Raw genomic sequence first — 17,911 nt, 5'->3', positions numbered from 1 at the left:
CTACGGCACCGCCACCCCGCCCCGCGCGCTGCCCAGGCTGAGGAGCGGAGCTACTGCTCGCGCTGCTCCCCGAGTTGGGCCTTGATGCGGTCCGTCGCGCTGACCAGCGACTCACGGGTGACCGCCGTCGCCGCCTCGACGTCGCCGGCTTCGAGAGCCTTCACCAGGCGCTCCTGGTGCCGCCACAGCGCGTCGTCGCCGGGCCGGTCCAGGGCGGAGCGCGCACCGACGGTCTTGTAGGCGCGGCACTGGCCCCACAGGGTGCGGACCGTGTTCACGAGCACCGGGTTGCCCGAGGCCCCGTACAGGACGGCGAGCAGGTCTTCGTCGCGGTCGAGGTAAGCCATCACGTCGCCGTCGGTGATGGCCTGCCGCATCTGGTCCAGTCCCTCGCGCATGCGCGCGATGTCGGCCTCGGTGATGCGGGCGGCGCCGAGCCGGGTGGCCTCGACCTCGACCAGGAGGCGGACGTCGTAGGCGTGGACCAGCTCGGCGAGGTCCAGGCCCTTCACGACCGAGCCCCGGTGCGGAACCCGCTCGGCGAAACCGGCCTCCTCCAGGCGCCGGATCGCCTCGCGGACCGGCATCTCGCTGGTGCCGACCAGCGCCGCGAGATCGCGGATCCGCAGCCGGTAGCCGACGGGAAACTCCCCGCTCATGATCGACTCGTGCAGCACCGCGTACACGCGGTCGGCCATCGACAGGGTCGGTTCCAAGCGTTTTGACGTATCCACGTGCGCATCCTAAACAGGCTCGGGTCCCAGGCGGCCCGCTGTCTGATCTTTGATCGTTCTGCACGCCGGCCAAGTGAGCCATGGAATCGGCCACCCACGACCCATTGTGTGATCTGTGATCACATCTTACTGTGGTGTCCGGTTCACCGCGCGGGCACGGCCCGCCTGCGGGCACCTCACCAGCGCTTCGTACCCACCGAGCGGGACCAGTCTGCCCGCCGGAGATCAAGGGGCTCCCATGAAAGACGTCGTCATCGTCGGCGGTGGTATCGCCGGGCTCTCCGCCGCCTGGCGGTTGCGCCACCTCGACACCCTGGTCCTGGAATCAGACCAGCGCGTCGGCGGCCGCATCCGCTCCGAAAAGCGTGGCCGCTACTTCCTGAACTGGGGCGGGCACGTCTACGCGGGAGGCGACTCCGCCACCTCGTGGCTGCTCGACAACACCGGCGTCGACGCCGTCCCCGTCCCCGGCTCCCTGTCCGGCCTCCACATGAACGGCAAGCTCCTGCTCAAGGGCCGCGTGGAGACGTACCCCTTCCGCATCCCGATGCCGCTGTCCGCCCGGATCGGCATGCTCACCACGGGCGCCAAGGTCTTCACGAAGGTCGGCAAGTACGCCCGGATCGTCGGCCGGCGCAAGGGCGAGAGCGAGGCCGAGCGCCAGCAGCGGGTCTACGACTTCATGAACGACATCAGCTTCAAGGAGTTCATCGGGGACATCCCCGCCGACGCCCAGTCCCTGTTCGAGCCGACCGTCACCCGCTCCGCCGGCGACATCGACCAGATCTCGGCGGGTGCCGGAGTCGGCTACTTCAGCCTCGTGTGGAACATCGGCGCGGGCCTGTCGAACTCCATCGTGAACGGCCCCTCCACCCTCACCGAGACCATCAGCGCGGCACTCGGTGACCGCGTACAACTCGGCGCCGCAGTCAGTGAGGTCGTGCACAAGAAGGACTCCGTCGTCGTCCGCTACCAGCAGGACGGCCACGAGTTCGAGGTCGAGGCCCGCACCGCCGTGCTCGCGACCCCGGCCCCCGTCACCCACCGCATCGCCCCCGACCTCGACGCGGACGTCCGCGACGCCCTGTCCAAGATCCAGTACGGGCCCTACGTCAGTGCCGCGTTCCTCACCGACGAGACCTCGCGCCGCCCCTGGGACGACGCCTACGGCATCGCGACACCCAAGCGGTCCTTCAACGTCGTGCTCAACATGTCCAACATCCAGCACGGCTACAGCCGCGAACGGCACCCCGGCTCCAGCCTCATGACGTTCTCGCCCGGAACCCTCGCGCGCAACCTGATGGACCTGGACGACGACGGCATCCGCACCACCTACCTCGAAGACCTCGACCAGGTCCTGCCCGGCGTCGCCTCGGACGTCACCGAGTCGCACGTCTGGCGTCTCCCGCTGGGCGCCCCGTACTGCTTCCCCGGCAGGGGCAGGCTCCAGCCCGTCCTCACCCGCCGCACCGGCCGGATCCTTCTCGCCGGCGACTACATGGGCTCCCTCTACACCGAGACCGCCATCCAGTCCGGCCTCAACGCCGCGACGGACGTGCGCGCCCTCATCGCCACCCACCGGCAGACCGCCCGCACGGCACTGATCACCGCCTCCTGAACCTCGACCACCTCTCGCCAAGGAGAACCACCATGCCTCTGCACAACGGCATCCTGACCGCCCTCGCCACCCCCTACGGCCAGGCCGGAGACATCGACGAGAAGCTGCTGCGCGTGCTCGTCGACCGCTCCGTCGACGGCGGCGTGTCCGGCGTCGTCGCGGGCGGCTCGACGGGCGAGTTCGCCGCCATGACCGGCGACGAGCGGCGCCTGCTCGTGGAGACCGTCGTCGACCAGGCCGCGGGCCGCGTCCCCGTCATCGCCCAGACCGGCGCCGTCGCCACCCGTGAGGCGATCGCCCTCACCCGCCACGCCGAACAGGCGGGCGCGGACGTCGTGATGGTCGTCGCCCCGTACTACGAGGCTCTGACGATGGACGAGACCCTGCGCCACCTGCGCACGGTCGCCGAGTCCGTCTCCATCCCGGTCATGCTCTACAACATCCCCGACGCCACCGGCGTGAACCTCGACCCGGACACCGTCGGCGCGCTCGCCCGGGAGCAGGAGAACATCCGCTACATCAAGGACACCAGCGCCGACATGGCGCAGGCGGGCCGGCTCATCCACCGCTACGGCGACGCCATCACCACCTACCTCGGCTGGGACAGCCTGCTGCTGGCCTCGGTCGCCGAGGGCGCCGCCGGCGTCATGGCCGGCACCGCCAACGTGATGCCCGCCGACCTCGTCGCCGTGCACCAGGCGCTCACCGCCGGCGACCTGGAGTCGGCCCGGGCGCGCTGGAAGCGCATCTACCCGCTCATGGACACGCTGATGACCGGCGGCCCCTTCATCCAGGGCGTCCGCGCCGCGCTCCAGGAGATCGGCCTGCCCGTCGGAGCTCCGCGCGAGCCGCTGCTCGACATCGAGCCGGCGCACCGCGAACGCATCCGTGCTGCCCTCGCCGACCTGCCGCACCTGACCGTCCACGCCTGAGCCCCGGGGGACTTTCTGCCATGACGTTCACCGTCCGCCGCGCCGCAGCAGCCGCCGCACCGCTGATCGACGTCGACGAACTGCCCCCGCTGGGCCACTTCGTCGACGGCAAGTTCACCGAACCCGGCCCCGAGCTGATCGACGTTCTCAACCCCGCCACAGAGGAACTGCTCGCCCGCGTCCCGCTCGGCGGCGTCGAGGACACCGACCGGGCCGTGGCCGCGGCCCGCGCCGCCCACCCCGCCTGGGCCGGCATCACACCCAAGGAACGGGCCGAAGTCCTGCTGGCCATCGCCGACCGCGTCGACGTCAACGCAGGACTGCTCGTCCGCCTGGAAGCGGCCGACACGGGCAAGCCGTTCGCCGTGGCACGCGACGACATCTCCATGACCGCCGACGGCTTCCGGTTCATGGCCGGCGCCCTGCGCGCCGGCGGCAGCAGCCTCGCCGCCGGAGAATACGTCACCGACCACACCTCGCTGATCCTGCGGGAGCCGCTCGGCGTCATCGGAGCGGTCACCCCCTGGAACTACCCTCTGCTGATGGGCGCCTGGAAGATCGCGCCGATCCTGGCGGCCGGGAACTGCCTCGTCCTCAAGCCCTCCGAACAGACCCCGCTGTCCACGCTGAAGTTCGCCGAACTCGTGGCGGACCTGCTGCCTGCCGGTGTCTTCAACGTCGTCACCGGCCGAGGGCCCGTGGTCGGCGACCGCCTCGCGCGCCACCCCGACATCGCCATGATCGCGCTGACCGGATCGACGCGCAGTGGTCAGGCCGTGGCGCGCGCGGCGGCCGACACGGTCAAGCGCGTCCACCTGGAACTCGGCGGCAAGGCCCCGTTCGTGGTCTTCGAGGACGCCGACCTGGCCGCGGCCGCGGCCGGCCTGCGTACCGCCGGCTTCTGGAACAGTGGCCAGGAGTGCGGCGCCGCCTGCCGCGTCCTCGTCCACGAATCAGTCGCTGAGGAGTTCACCGCGCACGTCGTCCGCGAGATCGGGCAGATCACCGTCGGCGACCCACGCGCGGGCGAGGACATCGAGATCGGCCCGCTGGTGTCCAAGGCGCACTATGACCGGGTGCGCGGCCACCTCGGCCGGGCCATCAGCCAAGGGGCCCGCCCCGTGGTCGGCGGCACCGCAATCGACGAGGATCAGCCCGGCTACTTCGTCGCGCCGACCGTCCTCGTCGACGTGTCCGAGGGAGCCGAGATCACCCGTGAGGAAGTCTTCGGACCCGTCGTCAGTATCGAGACCTTCACCGGCGAGGACGAGGCGATCCGCCGTGCCAACGACGTCGAAGCCGGACTGGCCGCCTCCGTATGGACGGAGAACGCCCGCCGCAGTCACGCCGTCGCAGCACGCCTCGACGCGGGAACGGTCTGGGTCAACTCTCACCTGGTGCTCGCCAACGAGGTCCCCTGGGGTGGCTTCAAGGGCTCCGGCTACGGCCGCGACCTCTCCGTCTACGCTCTGGAGGACTACTCCCGGACCAAGCACGTCATGCATCACCACGGGCGCTGACCGGCAGCGTTTGTCCATCGGAACACGAACACTCAGCCCCGGTGCCCGGCCTCGGCCCAAGCTCGTCCTGATCCGGGGCGAGCCCGACCCCGGACCGGAGGTCTACGTCGCCAGGGCGGGCACCGACCGTTTGGCTGGATGTTCTGACGAGACGAAGGGTCTAGTCGAGGCGCTGTGCCGCCGCGAGGAGTTCATCGAGCGCCGACAGCGTCAGCGTCGCCAGTTCACCGGGGGCGTCGTCCCGTGCCGGGTCGGCCCAGCGGGTGAAGCCCAGCTTGAAGGCCAGGACGCCCAGCTCGGCGGCGACTTGGGCGGTCGCCTCGGGGACACCGCGCTGCCGCAGGGCGCCCACCATCGCGGCGGCCATGCCGACGCTCTTGAGCGCGTTGCGCTCCTGGAGCTCCTCGTTCGCCTCGATCGCAGCGTGCAGGAGCGGACTCAGCTCACGGTTGAACGAGGTCATCTCGCCCGACGCGCGCTCCAGGCCCGCCGCGACGGCCCCGATCGGCGTCGAGTCCGCGGGGGCGTCGGCGATGCCCTCGACCAGGAGGCGGCTGAGCGTCTTCTGCCCAGCCGAGAGGATCTCCCGCTTGTCGGTGAAGTGCCGGTGGAAGGTGCTGCGGGTGAGGCCCGCGCGTTCGGCGATCTCGGCGACTGTCGTGTTGTCGTAGCCCTGCTCCGCGAACAGGCGCAACGCCGCCACGACCAGGCGTTGCCGGGCGTCCGGCTTCCATCTCGGCATAAGACCATCCTAAGTGATGCGACACGTGTCGCATCACTGGGTGTAGCGTGGTCAGTGATGCGACACCTGTCGCATCACTTGATCCCTCGCACCTTGGAGTCCGCCATGCGCGTCTTCATCACCGGCGGCACGGGCCTCATCGGCTCCGCCGTCGTCGCCGAACTGCTCTCCGCGCAACACACGGTCACCGCCCTGGCCCGTTCCGACGCCTCCGCCGAGAAGGCCCGCGCGGCCGGCGCCGACGTGGTCCGCGGCGGTCTCACCGACCTGGACGTGCTGCGCGGCGAGGCGGAGAAGGCGGACGGCGTCGTCCACCTCGCCTTCAGCAACGACTTCAGCTCGCCGGAGGCTCTCGCACAGGCCGTCTCCGAGGAAGGCGCCGCGCTCCGCGCACTCGGTGACGCCCTCGTGGGTACGGACAAGCCACTCGTCACCGTCTCCGGTACGCCCCTTGCCCAGGGACGCCCCGCCGTCGAGGAGGACCCGCTGCCCACGGACGGACCGGTCGGCGGGCGCAGCGTCTCGGTGGAGCGCGCCCTCGGCCTGGCCTCACGCGGCGTGCGCAGCACGGCGCTCCGGCTGCCGCGCACCGTGCACGACGAGGGTGACGGCGGGTTCGCCGGACTCCTCACCCAGATCGCCCGCACTACGGGCGTGGCCGGCTACCCGGGTGACGGCACCCAGCGCTGGCCCGCCGTGCACGCGCTCGACGCCGCCGTGCTGTTCCGGCTCGCCCTGGAGAAGGCCCCGGCCGGCACCGCCTGGCACGCTGTCGCCGGCGAGGGCGACGCCGTACGGGACATCACCGCGGTCATCGGGCGGCGCCTCGGCGTCCCCTCGGAGTCGGTGCCGCAGGAAAGCTTCGGCGCGCTCGGGCCGATCTTCGCGGCCGACCAGCCGGCGAGCAGCGCACACACCCGCACCGCCCTCGGCTGGCAGCCGACCCGTCCGAGCCTCCTGGAGGACCTGGAGAAGATCCAGCCCTGAGGCACGGCCGACGCCGTCGGTGAGCAGTGCCGCGGTCTGTCATGAGTCCAGATCGCGCGGCGCAGCCGGCTGGGCTGCTGGGGGGCGAGCTGTCTGGCAACTGTCCGGTGAGGGTGGTCACTTCGAACGATGACAGGCGGCAGATCAGGCTCGTTTTCCCGTTGTCGCGCCTGCTGGTTCTCCTCTTTAATCTGCGCCGGGCAGACGTCGTGCCAAGGAATGGGGAGGACGCGTGCTGAAGAAGATTGCCGCGGTAGGTGTGGCGGCCGCTGCTCTGGGCTGGGGCCTCGGTGCCGCGCCCGCACAGGCTGCGGGGATGGCGTACATGCAGGTGCGCAGCGTGGCCTACAGCCTGGGGGAGTGCCTCGATTACAGGTCTGACTACGGTCCCTACACGACAGGCTGCAACGGTGGCGCGTATCAGACCTGGCTGATGGTCGATGGCCTGGAAACGGTGACCGAAGTCCGGCAGAACGTCGGCGACAAGCTGTGTCTGGTCGCCCGCAACGGAATGCCGACGATGCGGCAGTGCTTGGCCGACGATCCGGCTGCCTTGTGGAAGGTGCACGACATCGGTGCCCAGGATGGGTACCAACTGATCAACAACGCAACGAAGACCTGTCTTGTCGCGGGATCCGGGGCGATCCATCACGTCACCCTGAACACGTGCGACGGCGGCCGCTCCCGGCTGTGGGCTCCCTTCTACGCCTGACCGATGTCGGCGGTTGTCCCGCCGGACCCGGCAACTGTCCCGACGACGTGCGGCATAGAATCCTTGGTCATGTCGAAGCCTGACGAACTGCTCGTCGACCTCGCCACCGCGGTCGAGTCCGAGCAGAGCACACAGATGTCCCTGACTGTGGTCACCGGCGGTGCGGTCATCACCGGCCGGCTGGCCCCCGAAGCGGTCTGGCGGGAGCGGGTCTCGCAGGTCCTGACGGATTCGGAGAAGCTCGGCCCCTTCGCGGCTGTCTTCACCGAGCGAGAAGCGCGGCCAGGATCCGCAGCCGGCGGCGGTCCGGCCCGAGTGCCCACCCACCTTCATTTCCACGTCGCGCGAATCCTGCAGGGAAGCATGGGCATCCCCGAAACGGGCGGGATGTACCGCGTCGCGATCGCAGAGGTCAACGCCTGGACCGTCGGCGACTTCAGCTACTCCGACCGCTGACCCCGGGGCGGTCGCCTCTTGGTAGCAGGGATCCCCGCACAGCATCGTGACCGTGGTGCGCTCGTCGGCCGCAGCGGAGACGGTGTGATGGGTGGTGGACGTGCGGGCCTTGCTCGTCTCCCAGGGCATGGGCGCCCCCATGCCTTGGGAGGCAGGGGAAGTGAAGGCTGCGGCGGCCACGAATACGGCGGCAACTGCCCTCTTGCGCAGACGGATGAAGACTCCTTGATCGACGATCGGCAAGTACGTTCGGTGGCCGGCGCATGGCTCCGAAGGACACCACGACTGGCGTCCGCCCCAGACGCGTGGGGTACGTGAGCGTGGGCAGCTCGGTTGATTTAGAGGCTGTTCGACCGTTGACCTGCAACGGAGAACGTGAAGACCCTTCGGCGGGGTTGATTGAGCACCTGCAGGCAGCGGTCGTTCACGCGGGCCTGGACGGCGAGTTCATGGGCGGTGCGCGAGCTCAGGAGCCCGGTGCAGCTCATGGAAGGCCTGCCGCTGAGTGGTGTTGAGCAACGCCAGAGCAACGCCCGGAGCGCGAGTCACCTCGTCGTCCACCACGCCGTCAGGGCAGAGCCGGCGCCCGTCGCCAGGAGTGTGACGAAGCGGACGGGCACGCACTGCCACGTCATCCGGAAGCCTCCGATGCGAACGTCGACGACGGGTGCGCGCTTCTCGCTCATCATGGCTCCTCCTCCAAGTCCCCTGTTGTGTCGCTCGGTTGGGCGCCACTCACTCCACCATGCCCGCGGGCCCAGGTGAGAGTGCACCAGGGGTCGACCATTGGGCCCATTTACGGCACTCAGTGCCGCCGAGACATTCACCTTGCACCCTTTGCCTGGCCCTGCACAGAGCGAGTGACCTTTGCGACCCATTTGATCGATCATCGACAGGGTGCGGGTGGGGCTACGGGTGCGCTGACAGGAACCGGCGCATGCGGAGGTGTGTCGGGCGCTCGGCCGTCACCACATTCATCGTCCGACCGGACCTCGCCCGGGCGGCTGCTGCTCGGGGGTGCGGTGCGCCGTGCCCGACAATCGCCTACTCGTCCGGTGTCCAAGGAGCGGAGCGCAAGTGCGCGACGCTGCGCCGACCGCGGAGCTCTGACGGTCCGTCCGCCGCCTTGCCCACCGCGACCATGGAGACGATCACCCAGCCCGGGTTCGGGTCCAGCTCCTTCGTGAGCCCTTCCAGGTCGAAGGCCCGGAACTGGTGCGCGGCGAGTCCCATGGCCTGGGCCTGGACCGTCATGTGGGCGATGGCTTGACCGAGGTCGTAGTCCGCGAACTCGGAGTAGAGCAACTGTGAGGTGTCGACGTATCGGCGCGTCAGCGTGACGACGAGCAGGCTCGCATCCGTCGCCCAGCGGGCCGAACTCGGCGCAAGGTGGGGGAGCACCCGGTCGTGCTCCGGCTCGCCGGGCCTGGCGATGAAGAAGCCCCACGGCTGGGAGTTCCCCGCTGACGGTGCCCACCGCGCGGCTTCCAGCAGCAGTCCGAGGGCATGGTCGTCGACCGCCGCGGACGGATCGAACCGGTAGGGGCTGAAGCGGCCGGCAAGCAGCGGGTGTATGCCGCTGGGCGGCTCCTGAGGATGGTCCACGTGCCGTTGCAACCGGCGATGGTGAGGGCGTATTCCGGCCGGTGCACAGCGCGGGCACCGGACATATACGCGGGCAGGGCAGTCCTCCGACGCCTCTGCCTCTGCCGTTCCTCCGGCATCATCCGGCTTGCCGTACCTCGGAGTCGTGGTGGGAGTGGTGGAAGGCCCGGTCGAGGCGGCGGTCCGGGATCACCCAGATCACGGCCACAGCGACGAACGTGCCGAGCCCGAGCCATACCCCGATGCGTGCGGTGCCCCCGTCGATCGCGGCGGCCAGGATCCCCACCAGGTAAAGGGCCACGGAAGCCTTGCCCTTCCTGTCGCGCCCGACCGCCTGACGCAGCGGAGAACGTTCCCCCTGGATCCTGACGATCGTCGCCTGCAGCACGAAGTAGGCAAGGGAGATCAGGAGGAGATCTATGCCGTAGACGACGACGGGTGTCTGAGCGAAGTCGGTTTCGTCCATCCAGGCTGTCGTGAACGGCAGGAAGGAAAGGAAGAAGAGGAGGCCGAGATTGGCCCAGAGAACACTGCCGTCGATGCGGGTGACCAGTTGCAGCGTGTGGTGATGATTGTTCCAGTAGATGCCCACATAGACGAACGACACCAGGTAGCTCAGCAGCGCGTTGCCTGTGGTGTCCCGAAGTGCTGACAGGCTGTCACCGTCCGGCACCTTCAGGCTCAGCACCATGATGGTGATGATGATGGCCAGGACGCCATCGCTGAAGGCCTCCAGCCTGTTCTTGTTCATCGCGCAGTCTCCTTCCGCCACCGTGCCCGGGTGGCATGCGGTGGTCGGCGCCATTTTGACGGGCAGGGTCGGGCGTCCTGCAGCCATCCCTCGGGCCGCCGCGTCCGCCGCTTGTCGCAGACGCTGCCTGTTCGGCCCGGAGCGCAACCATGCACTCGTGGACAAGACGCAGTGCGTGACGCGGCAACCGGCGGTTCCTCCTCGGCCGTAGCTTCACTCTCATCCCCGCCGAACAGTGCGCGGACCTGCTATTTCATATCGATTCGCATCGAGGAGACGCTTCATGCCGTACATCACCGTGGGCCAGGAGAACACCAGCCCCATCGAGCTGTACTACGAGGACCAGGGCTCCGGACAGCCGGTTGTCCTCATCCATGGCTTCCCGCTCGACGGTCACTCCTGGGAGCGGCAGACCGCCGCGCTGCTCGACGCGGGCCACCGCGTGATCACGTACGACCGCCGCGGATTCGGGCAGTCCTCGCAGCCGGCCACCGGTTACGACTACGACACCTTCGCCGGCGACCTGAACACCGTGATGGAGACCCTCGACCTGCACGACGCGGTCCTCGTGGGCTTTTCGATGGGCACGGGCGAGGTGGCCCGCTACGTCTCCACGTACGGCACGGAGCGCGTGGCCAAGGTCGCCTTCCTGGCCTCGCTCGAGCCCTGCCTCCTCAAGAGCGACGACAACCCGGACGGTGTCGCTCCGAAGGAGTTCTTCGACGGAGTCGTCGCCGCGGTCAAGGCCGACCGCTACGCCTACTACACGGCCTTCTTCAACGACTTCTACAACCTCGACGAGAACCTGGGCACCCGCATCAGCGAGGAGGCCGTCCGCAACAGCTGGGACACCGCTGCCCGCGGCGGTTCCTTCGCCGCGTCCGCCGCGCCGGCGACCTGGTACACCGACTTCCGCGCCGACATCCCCGCCGTCGACGTGCCGGCCCTGATCCTGCACGGCACCGCCGACCGCATCCTTCCGGCCGAGGGCACGGCGCGCCCGTTCCACAAGGCGCTGCCGGCGGCCGACTACGTCGAGATCGAGGGCGCTCCGCACGGCCTGCTGTGGACTCACGCCGAGGAGGTCAACAGCGCCCTGCTCGCCTTCCTGGCGAAGTAGTGCAGCGAAGCAAGTAGTGCCGCGCAGTTGACCCGCCGGGGTGACGCCTGTGTCCAGGCGCACCCCGGCATCATGGTTCCCGGGCATGGGAACCGGACGAGTTCAGGAGAGCACTCAAGGCCGAGGAAGTAGGCCTCGACGTCTTCGCGACCGGCGAGCACCACAACCCCCCGTTCGTCCCGTCGTCGCCGACGACCATGCTCGGCCACATCGCGGCGCGCACGGAGAAACTGATCCTGTCCACCGCCACCACGCTGATCACCACCAACGACCCGGTGAAGATCGCCGAGGACTACGCGATGCTGCAGCATCTGGCCGACGGCCGCGTCGACCTCATGCTGGGGCGCGGCAACACCGGCCCGGTCTACCCGTGGTTCGGCCAGGACATCCGCCAGGGCATCGACCTGGCCAAGGAGAACTACGCTCTGCTGCGCAGACTGTGGCGGGAGGACGTCGTGGACTGGGAGGGCACGTTCCGAACGCCGCTCCAGGCCTTCACCTCCACGCCGCGGCCCCTGGACGGCGTCCCGCCCTTTGTGTGGCACGGATCCATCAGAACCCCCGAGATTGCGGAGCAGGCCGCGTATTACGGCGACGGCTTCTTCCACAACAACATCTTCTGGCCGGCCCACCACACCCGGCGCATGGTGTTGCTGTACCGCCGCCGATTCGCGCACCACGGTCACGGCCGGCCGGAAGACGCCATCGTCGGCCTGGGCGGACAGGTCTTCATGCGGAAGAACTCCCAGGACGCCATGAGGGAGTTCCGCCCCTACTTCGGCAACGCACCCGTGTACGGCCACGGGCCGTCTCTCGAGGAGTTCACCGAGCAGACGCCGCTGACGGTGGGTTCTCCCCAGCAGGTCATCGACCGGACCCTGTCCTTCCGGGAGACGGTCGGCGACTACCAGCGGCAGCTCTTCCTGATGGACCACGCGGGCCTGCCTCTGAAGACCGTCCTGGAACAGCTCGACCTCCTCGGCGAAGAGGTCGTTCCCGTACTGCGCAAGGAGTTTGCCGCCGTGCGACCCGCCGGCATACCGGACGCTCCCACGCACGTGGCACGCGTCACCGAGGCGGCGACCCAGCAGGGAGCGGGCGCAGCATGAGACTGACCGTCGTCTCCGCTGGACTGAGCACACCCTCGTCCACGCGGCTGCTCGCCGACCGGTTGGCCGAGGCAGCCCGCGACGACCTCGCCGAGGTGGGTCACACCGTGTCGGTCGAGGTCGTCGAACTGCGCACCCTCGCCGGTGACATCGCCCACCACTTCGTGACCGGGTTCGCACCACCTCGACTGGAGGAGGCCATTGCCGCGGTGACGGGAGCAGACGGCCTGATCGCCGTGACTCCGGTGTTCACCGCCTCCTACAGCGGGCTGTTCAAATCCTTCTTCGACGTGATCGCCCCCGATGCGCTCACCGGGCGTCCGGCTCTGATCGCGGCAACCGGCGGTACCGCCCGCCATTCCCTGGTCCTCGAACACGCGCTGCGCCCGCTCTTCGCGTATCTGCGCGCGGCGGTCGTGCCCACCGCGGTCTACGCGGCATCCGAGGACTGGGGATCCGCGGGGGACGACCACACCGACGGTCTGCCCGGGCGGATCCGTCGCGCCGGCGGTGAACTGGCCGCCGTCATGTCGGCCCTCCCGCCCCGAGCGGATTCCGCGGACGACACATCACCGCCCTCGTGCAGCAAATAGCCGACCTGCGCTTCGAATGAGTCCGGGATCGGATGTCAACGGGAACGGCCCCAGGTCACCGACCTGGGGCCGTTCCCGTTCCGGCTGCCCGGAGTGTGCTCTGTCGTGTCAGGGGCTGTGCACTGTAGGCAAAACCCAGGTGCCCGGACGGCCGTAGCTTTCGAGGCGTTCCGCCCGCCACGTACCCGCGGCGGGTGGCTTCACACCGTTTTGAAAGGACCCCTCATGTTCGACATCACCAAGGTGCAGGCCGCTCCCAGTACCGATCTTCTGACGCCCGACAACTCGATCATGCTCTTCGTGGACCACCAGCCGCAGATGTTCTTCGGCACCGGGAGCGGCGATCGTGCCGCGATCATCAACAGCACCGTGGGTCTCGCCAAGGCGGCCAAGGCATTTGACGTTCCGGCCGTTCTGACCACGGTCGCCGCCGACTCTTTCTCCGGACCTCTGCTGCCGCAGCTCGCCGAAGTGTTCCCGAAGCACGAGGCGATCGACCGCACCACCATGAACGCCTGGGAGGACGAGGCCCTCGTGGCGGCCGTCAAGGCCACCGGTCGGAAGAAGATCATCCTGTCGGGCCTGTGGACCGAGGTCTGCCTGGTACTGCCGGCACTCTCCGCCCTGGAGCAGGGGTACGAGGTGTACGTGGTCTCCGACGCCTCCGGTGGTGTCAGCCCGGCGGCCCACGAGCACGCACTGCAGCGCATGATCGCGGCCGGCGCCGTCCCGGTGACCTGGGTACAGGTGCTGCTGGAGCTGCAGCGCGACTGGGCTCGTCAGGAGACGTACGGCGCGGTCATGGACATCGTCAAGGCTCACGCGGGTGCGTACGGTCTCGGTGTCGTGTACGCGCAGAGCGTCATCGGCGCGCACGCCGCGGGCTGAACCACGTGGACACCGGCATTCTGATCCTGCGTCTGCTGGTGGGGCTTCTCGTCGCCGGCCACGGCGTGCAGAAAGTCAGTCGCCGCCTCGGCGGCGCCGGACTCGCGGGCGGTGCCCAGGAGTTCCGTGCGGACGGCTTCCGTGGAGGAGCGCTCACCGCGCTGGCGGCGGGAGGCGGTCAGATCGGCTCCGGTCTGCTGCTCGCCGCCGGGCTGCTGACGCCGCTCGCGGCGACCGGGGCCATCGGGGTCATGACCGTCGCGCTCACCGTGAAGTGGCACAACGGTCTCTGGGTGCAGCACGACGGGTACGAGTACCCCCTCGTTCTCATCTGCACCTCCGCGGCCCTCGCCGCCACCGGACCCGGCGAATGGTCCCTCGACGCGGTCCTCGGCCTCCCGCCGTACCCCTCGTGGTGGGCGGCTGTCGCCCTCGCTGCCGGCCTCGCCAGCGGACTTCTCACCCGGCTCCTGCTGCACCGGCCCGCCGCTCCCACCGCGCGCTGAGCGCGAGCCGACCAGACCGGGGCCGGCCGCCCGAGTCCCCCCGGCCGGGCGCCCGGCCCCTCCCTCGATCTCACTCCCGAACAGGAAGACCAGATGGACACCCTCACCAACGCGCAGAGCGGCGGCCAGCCGCTGACCCACCAGAAGGGCGCCGAGACCCAGGCCTTCGGCACACTCAAGCAGCTGCCGATCGGTCTCGGCCACGACACCCGGATGTACGCCTGCCAGCGGCTCAACCGCGTCCTGGCCGACACCCAGATCCTCTACTCCCTCTACAAGAAGCATCACTGGCTCATGCGGGGAGCGACCTTCTACTCCCTTCATCTGATGCTGGACAAGCACGCGGAGACCCAGCTGGGGATCGTGGACGCGTTGGCCGAGCGAGTGCAGAGCCTCGGTGGCGTCGCCGTCGGGGACCCCCGCCACGTGGCGGAACTGACCGCGATCCCCCGACCGCCGAACGGCGTCGAGCCGGTGCCGGTCATGCTGTCGCGGCTGCTCGACGCACACGAGCGCATCCTGATCGAAGCACGGGACGCCGCCGCCCGGCTCTCCGCGGAAGGCGACGAGGGCAGCACCGACCTGCTGGTCTCCGACGTCATCCGCACCGGCGAGGCGCAGGTCTGGTTCCTCGCCGAGCACCTCGTCGACACCCCGCTGGTCCGGGGCTGACCTTCCGGCGCCCGCACCGCGCCGCCCCTCGAGCACCGCGAACACCCCACCTCAAGGAGCACACCCCATGACCGACCGACCCGTACTCGAGCCCGCCGCCCAGGCGTTCGCCGACGCCACCGCGCAGCCGCCGTACCTCTACCAGCTCCCCGTCACCGAAGGACGCAAGGCGGTGGACGACGTCCAAAGCGGTGAGGGCGTTGCGCTGCCCGCCGTCGACGAGGAATGGGTGACGGTGAACGGCGGACCGACCGGCGAGGTCCGAGCCAGGATCGTCCGCCCGCACGGCAGCACCGGCATCCTGCCTGTCGTCCTCTACCTGCACGGCGCCGGATGGGTCTTCGGCAACGCGCACACTCACGACAGGCTGGTTCGCGAACTGGCCGTCGGCGCCCGTGTGGCCGTCGTCTTCCCCGAGTACGACCTGTCGCCCGAGTCCCGCTACCCCGTCGCCATCGAGCAGAACTACACCGTCGCCCAGTGGATCGTTCGCGACGGACGGAACAAGAACCTCGACGGCACCCGGATCGCCGTCGCGGGCGACTCCGTCGGCGGCAGCATGGCCGCCGCCCTCACCCTCATGGCCAAGCAGCGCGGCGACGTGCGCCTGGTCCAGCAGGTCCTGTTCTATCCCGTGACCGACGCGAGCTTCGACAACGCCTCCTACGAGCAGTTCGCGACCGGCTACTTCCTGCGCCGGGAAGCCATGGAGTGGTTCTGGAACCAGTACACGACCGACGAGGCGGAGCGCGCCCAGATCACGGCATCTCCGCTGCGCGCCTCCGTCGAGCAGCTGGCAGCACTGCCGCCGGCCCTGGTGATCACCGCCGAGGCCGACGTCCTGCGTGACGAGGGCGAGGCGTACGCGGCGAAGCTCCGCGCCGCCGGAGTTCCCGTCACCGCCCTGCGCGTCCAGGGGGTCATCCACGACTTCGTCATGCTGAACGCGCTCCGCGAGACCCAGGGTGCCGAACTCGCCCTCTGCGTCGCCACCGACGTCCTGCGCAAGGCCCTCGCATGACCGGGCCCTCGACCAGCATGCCCGTGGCGGGCCTCGTGCCCGCCCCGCGGCGGGAACCCGCGCACGCCGACCTTCTGGTGCGCAACGCCAAGGTGTTCACCGGCGACCCCCGCCGTCCGCACGCCCGCGCCGTCGCCGTCCGCGACGGCCGCGTGGCGGCCCTCGGCGACGACCACGAGCTCGCGCCCCTCGTCGGCCCCGGCACCCGGGTCGTCGACGCCCTGGGCCGCCGTGTGATCCCGGGCCTGAACGACTCGCATCTGCACGTCATCCGGGGCGGCCTGAACTACGTACTCGAACTGCGCTGGGACGGTGTGCGCAGCCTCCGGCAGGCCCTGGCCATGCTGCGTGAGCAGGCCGGCCGAACCCCGAAGGGCCAGTGGATCCGGGTCGTCGGAGGCTGGACCGCCGAGCAGTTCGCCGAGCGCCGGATGCCCACCGTGGCCGAACTGAACGCGGCCGCACCCGACACCCCCGTGTTCGTCCTGCACCTCTACCAGTCGGCGCTGATGAACCGTGCGGCCGTCCATGCCGCCGGATTTACCCGCGACACCCCCGACCCGCGCGGAGGCCAGATCGTCCGGGGCCGCGACGGCGAGCCGAACGGCGTCCTGCTCGCGGCACCCAGCGCGCTCGTCCTGTACTCGACCCTGGCCAAGGCCCCCACCCTGGACCCCGCCGACAAACGCACCTCGACCCGGCACTTCCTGCGCGAGCTGAACCGCTTCGGACTCACCTCGGCGGTCGACGCCGCAGGCGGCTTCCAGAACTTCCCCGACGACTACGCCACCGTCGCCGCACTTGCCGAGGCCGGGGAACTCTCCCTGCGTATCGCCTACCACCTCTTCCCGCAGACCGCGGGCCAGGAACTCGCCGATCTGAAGCGCTGGACGGAGATGGTCAAGCCCGGCGACGGCGACGCATGGCTGCGGCTCAACGGAGCGGGGGAGAACCTGACGTGGGCCGCGGCCGACTTCGAGAACTTCTCCGAACCCCGGCCCGAACTCGCCGCCGGGTACGAGACGGAGTTCGAGCAGGCCGTCCGGATTCTGGTCGAGAACGGCTGGGGCTTCCGCCTGCACGCCACCTACGACGAGACCATCCGACGCGACCTGGCCGTCTTCGAGAAGCTCGCGGCGGAAGGGCTCTTCCCCGGCGGCGGGCGCTGGCTGTTCGACCATGCGGAGACGGTCTCGGCCGGCAGCCTGGACCGGATCGCCGCCCTGGGCGGCGCGGTGTCCGTGCAGAACCGCATGTCCTTCCAGGGCACCGCCTTCCGGGACCGCTACGGCGCCGAGGCGGCAGCCCACACTCCGCCGGTGCGGGCCATGATCGACCGCGGCCTGACCGTCGCCGCGGGCACCGACGCGACACGGGTGTCCTCCTACAACCCGTGGGTGGCGCTGCACTGGCTGATCACCGGCCGGACCGTCGGCGGCACGCCGCTGCGCGGGCCCGCGAACCTGCTCACCAGGGAGACCGCACTCGGCCTCTACACCCGCGGCGGCGCGAGGCTGACCGGAGAGCAGGACGTCAAGGGCATCCTGCGCGAGGGGTACTTCGGGGACCTCACGGTTCTCTCCGAGGACTACTTCACCGTGCCCGACCAGGTGATCCCCGACATCGAGGCCGTACTCACCGTCGTCGACGGCCGGATCGTGTACGCCTCCGCCGAGTACGAGGGCCTCGACGAGGCCCTGCCCCCGATCGCTCCGCAGTGGTCGCCCGTGGCCCGCTTCGGCGGCTACCAGGCGGGCGGCGTACGGCAGGCCGCGCTGGTGGCGGAGGCCGCCACCGAGTCCGCCGAGCACCACCGGTGGCGCGTGGCGCGGGGTGCGGCCCCCGGCACCCCGTACACCCTGGTCGACCCCTGCTTCACGCACTGAATGCCGAGGAACCCGAATGAACCCCGATCCCGACCCCGAATCCGCCACCGAGTTCCAGG

General features: G+C 69.7%; 17 protein-coding genes and 2 pseudogenes. 14 read left to right on the top strand and 5 right to left on the bottom strand.

All coding sequences use genetic code 11. The features are described from left to right. Positions 1–50 precede the first annotated feature (50 nt). Positions 51–716 (bottom strand): GntR family transcriptional regulator, encoded by a 666-nt coding sequence (locus ACFW9D_RS24115; RefSeq protein WP_384624642.1) that lies wholly within the window; start codon positions 714–716, stop codon positions 51–53. A gap of 256 nt (positions 717–972) precedes the next feature. Here ACFW9D_RS24115 and ACFW9D_RS24110 point away from each other — a divergent pair, with 256 nt between their 5' ends. Genes ACFW9D_RS24110 through ACFW9D_RS24100 form a run of 3 tightly spaced genes read left to right on the top strand, consistent with a single transcriptional unit; the run spans position 973 to position 4,804 of the window. Further along, complete coding sequence (locus ACFW9D_RS24110) at positions 973–2,352, top strand: flavin monoamine oxidase family protein (protein ID WP_384624639.1); 1,380 nt, start codon at positions 973–975, stop codon at positions 2,350–2,352. A 32-nt stretch (positions 2,353–2,384) separates the two neighbouring features. Continuing rightward, the gene (dapA, locus tag ACFW9D_RS24105) at positions 2,385–3,284 is read left to right on the top strand and encodes a 4-hydroxy-tetrahydrodipicolinate synthase (RefSeq protein ID WP_384624636.1); all 900 of its coding nucleotides are present in this window, start codon (positions 2,385–2,387) and stop codon (positions 3,282–3,284) included. A 20-nt stretch (positions 3,285–3,304) separates the two neighbouring features. Next, the gene (locus ACFW9D_RS24100) at positions 3,305–4,804 is read left to right on the top strand and encodes an aldehyde dehydrogenase family protein (protein WP_384624633.1); all 1,500 of its coding nucleotides are present in this window, start codon (positions 3,305–3,307) and stop codon (positions 4,802–4,804) included. Between the two features lie 160 nt (positions 4,805–4,964). Here ACFW9D_RS24100 and ACFW9D_RS24095 read toward each other — a convergent pair whose 3' ends face one another. Further along, a complete protein-coding gene (locus tag ACFW9D_RS24095) occupies positions 4,965–5,546 on the bottom strand; it encodes a TetR/AcrR family transcriptional regulator (protein WP_384624630.1) in 582 nt (193 codons plus the stop codon). A gap of 105 nt (positions 5,547–5,651) precedes the next feature. Between ACFW9D_RS24095 and ACFW9D_RS24090 the strand changes: the two genes are divergently transcribed. The 3 genes from ACFW9D_RS24090 to ACFW9D_RS24080 all read left to right on the top strand — a co-directional run bounded on the left by ACFW9D_RS24090 (position 5,652) and on the right by ACFW9D_RS24080 (position 7,701). Next, positions 5,652–6,533, top strand: coding sequence for an SDR family oxidoreductase (locus ACFW9D_RS24090; protein ID WP_384624628.1), 882 nt, complete (start codon positions 5,652–5,654; stop codon positions 6,531–6,533). Between the two features lie 232 nt (positions 6,534–6,765). After that, on the top strand, positions 6,766–7,245 hold the full coding sequence (locus ACFW9D_RS24085) for a ricin-type beta-trefoil lectin domain protein (protein ID WP_384624625.1): 480 nt from the start codon (positions 6,766–6,768) through the stop codon (positions 7,243–7,245). A gap of 69 nt (positions 7,246–7,314) precedes the next feature. Continuing rightward, positions 7,315–7,701, top strand: a complete 387-nt coding sequence (locus ACFW9D_RS24080; protein ID WP_384624622.1) for a hypothetical protein — start codon at positions 7,315–7,317, stop codon at positions 7,699–7,701. Positions 7,702–8,246: 545 nt separating this feature from the next. Here ACFW9D_RS24080 and ACFW9D_RS24075 read toward each other — a convergent pair. The 3 genes from ACFW9D_RS24075 to ACFW9D_RS24065 all read right to left on the bottom strand — a co-directional run bounded on the left by ACFW9D_RS24075 (position 8,247) and on the right by ACFW9D_RS24065 (position 10,057). Continuing rightward, entirely contained in the window at positions 8,247–8,387 is a 141-nt protein-coding gene (locus ACFW9D_RS24075; protein ID WP_384624619.1) for a hypothetical protein, read from the bottom strand. Between the two features lie 358 nt (positions 8,388–8,745). Further along, positions 8,746–9,306, bottom strand: coding sequence for a nitroreductase family protein (locus ACFW9D_RS24070; protein WP_384624616.1), 561 nt, complete (start codon positions 9,304–9,306; stop codon positions 8,746–8,748). Between the two features lie 118 nt (positions 9,307–9,424). Then, positions 9,425–10,057, bottom strand: coding sequence for a TMEM175 family protein (locus ACFW9D_RS24065; RefSeq protein WP_384624613.1), 633 nt, complete (start codon positions 10,055–10,057; stop codon positions 9,425–9,427). A gap of 283 nt (positions 10,058–10,340) precedes the next feature. Here ACFW9D_RS24065 and ACFW9D_RS24060 point away from each other — a divergent pair, with 283 nt between their 5' ends. From ACFW9D_RS24060 to ACFW9D_RS24025, 8 genes and pseudogenes are all read left to right on the top strand, one after another. Continuing rightward, positions 10,341–11,177, top strand: coding sequence for an alpha/beta fold hydrolase (locus tag ACFW9D_RS24060; protein ID WP_384624610.1), 837 nt, complete (start codon positions 10,341–10,343; stop codon positions 11,175–11,177). A gap of 110 nt (positions 11,178–11,287) precedes the next feature. Beyond that, positions 11,288–12,286 (top strand): annotated as a pseudogene (locus tag ACFW9D_RS24055) (LLM class flavin-dependent oxidoreductase); the annotation flags it as partial. Beyond that, positions 12,283–12,899: pseudogene (locus ACFW9D_RS24050) on the top strand (FMN reductase). The pseudogenes ACFW9D_RS24055 and ACFW9D_RS24050, both read left to right, overlap by 4 nt. A 205-nt stretch (positions 12,900–13,104) precedes the next feature. Then, the gene (locus tag ACFW9D_RS24045; protein ID WP_384624607.1) at positions 13,105–13,767 is read left to right on the top strand and encodes a hydrolase; all 663 of its coding nucleotides are present in this window, start codon (positions 13,105–13,107) and stop codon (positions 13,765–13,767) included. Positions 13,768–13,772: 5 nt separating this feature from the next. Further along, complete coding sequence (locus ACFW9D_RS24040) at positions 13,773–14,273, top strand: DoxX family protein (RefSeq protein WP_384624604.1); 501 nt, start codon at positions 13,773–13,775, stop codon at positions 14,271–14,273. Between the two features lie 93 nt (positions 14,274–14,366). Further along, the gene (locus ACFW9D_RS24035) at positions 14,367–14,945 is read left to right on the top strand and encodes a Dps family protein (RefSeq protein ID WP_384624601.1); all 579 of its coding nucleotides are present in this window, start codon (positions 14,367–14,369) and stop codon (positions 14,943–14,945) included. 67 nt (positions 14,946–15,012) lie between these two features. After that, entirely contained in the window at positions 15,013–15,966 is a 954-nt protein-coding gene (locus tag ACFW9D_RS24030) for an alpha/beta hydrolase (protein ID WP_384624598.1), read from the top strand. Beyond that, positions 15,963–17,852: an amidohydrolase gene (locus tag ACFW9D_RS24025; RefSeq protein WP_384624594.1), complete on the top strand. Its 1,890-nt coding sequence runs from the start codon at positions 15,963–15,965 to the stop codon at positions 17,850–17,852. Before ACFW9D_RS24030 ends, ACFW9D_RS24025 begins: the two co-directional genes overlap by 4 nt. Positions 17,853–17,911 lie beyond the last annotated feature (59 nt).

This window comes from Streptomyces sp. NPDC059524, from assembly GCF_042749255.1.
GTDB classification, from domain to species: Bacteria; Actinomycetota; Actinomycetes; order Streptomycetales; family Streptomycetaceae; genus Streptomyces; species Streptomyces xanthii.
Note: the sequence above shows the minus strand (reverse complement) of the source record. Positions and strands in the feature narration are given on the sequence as shown.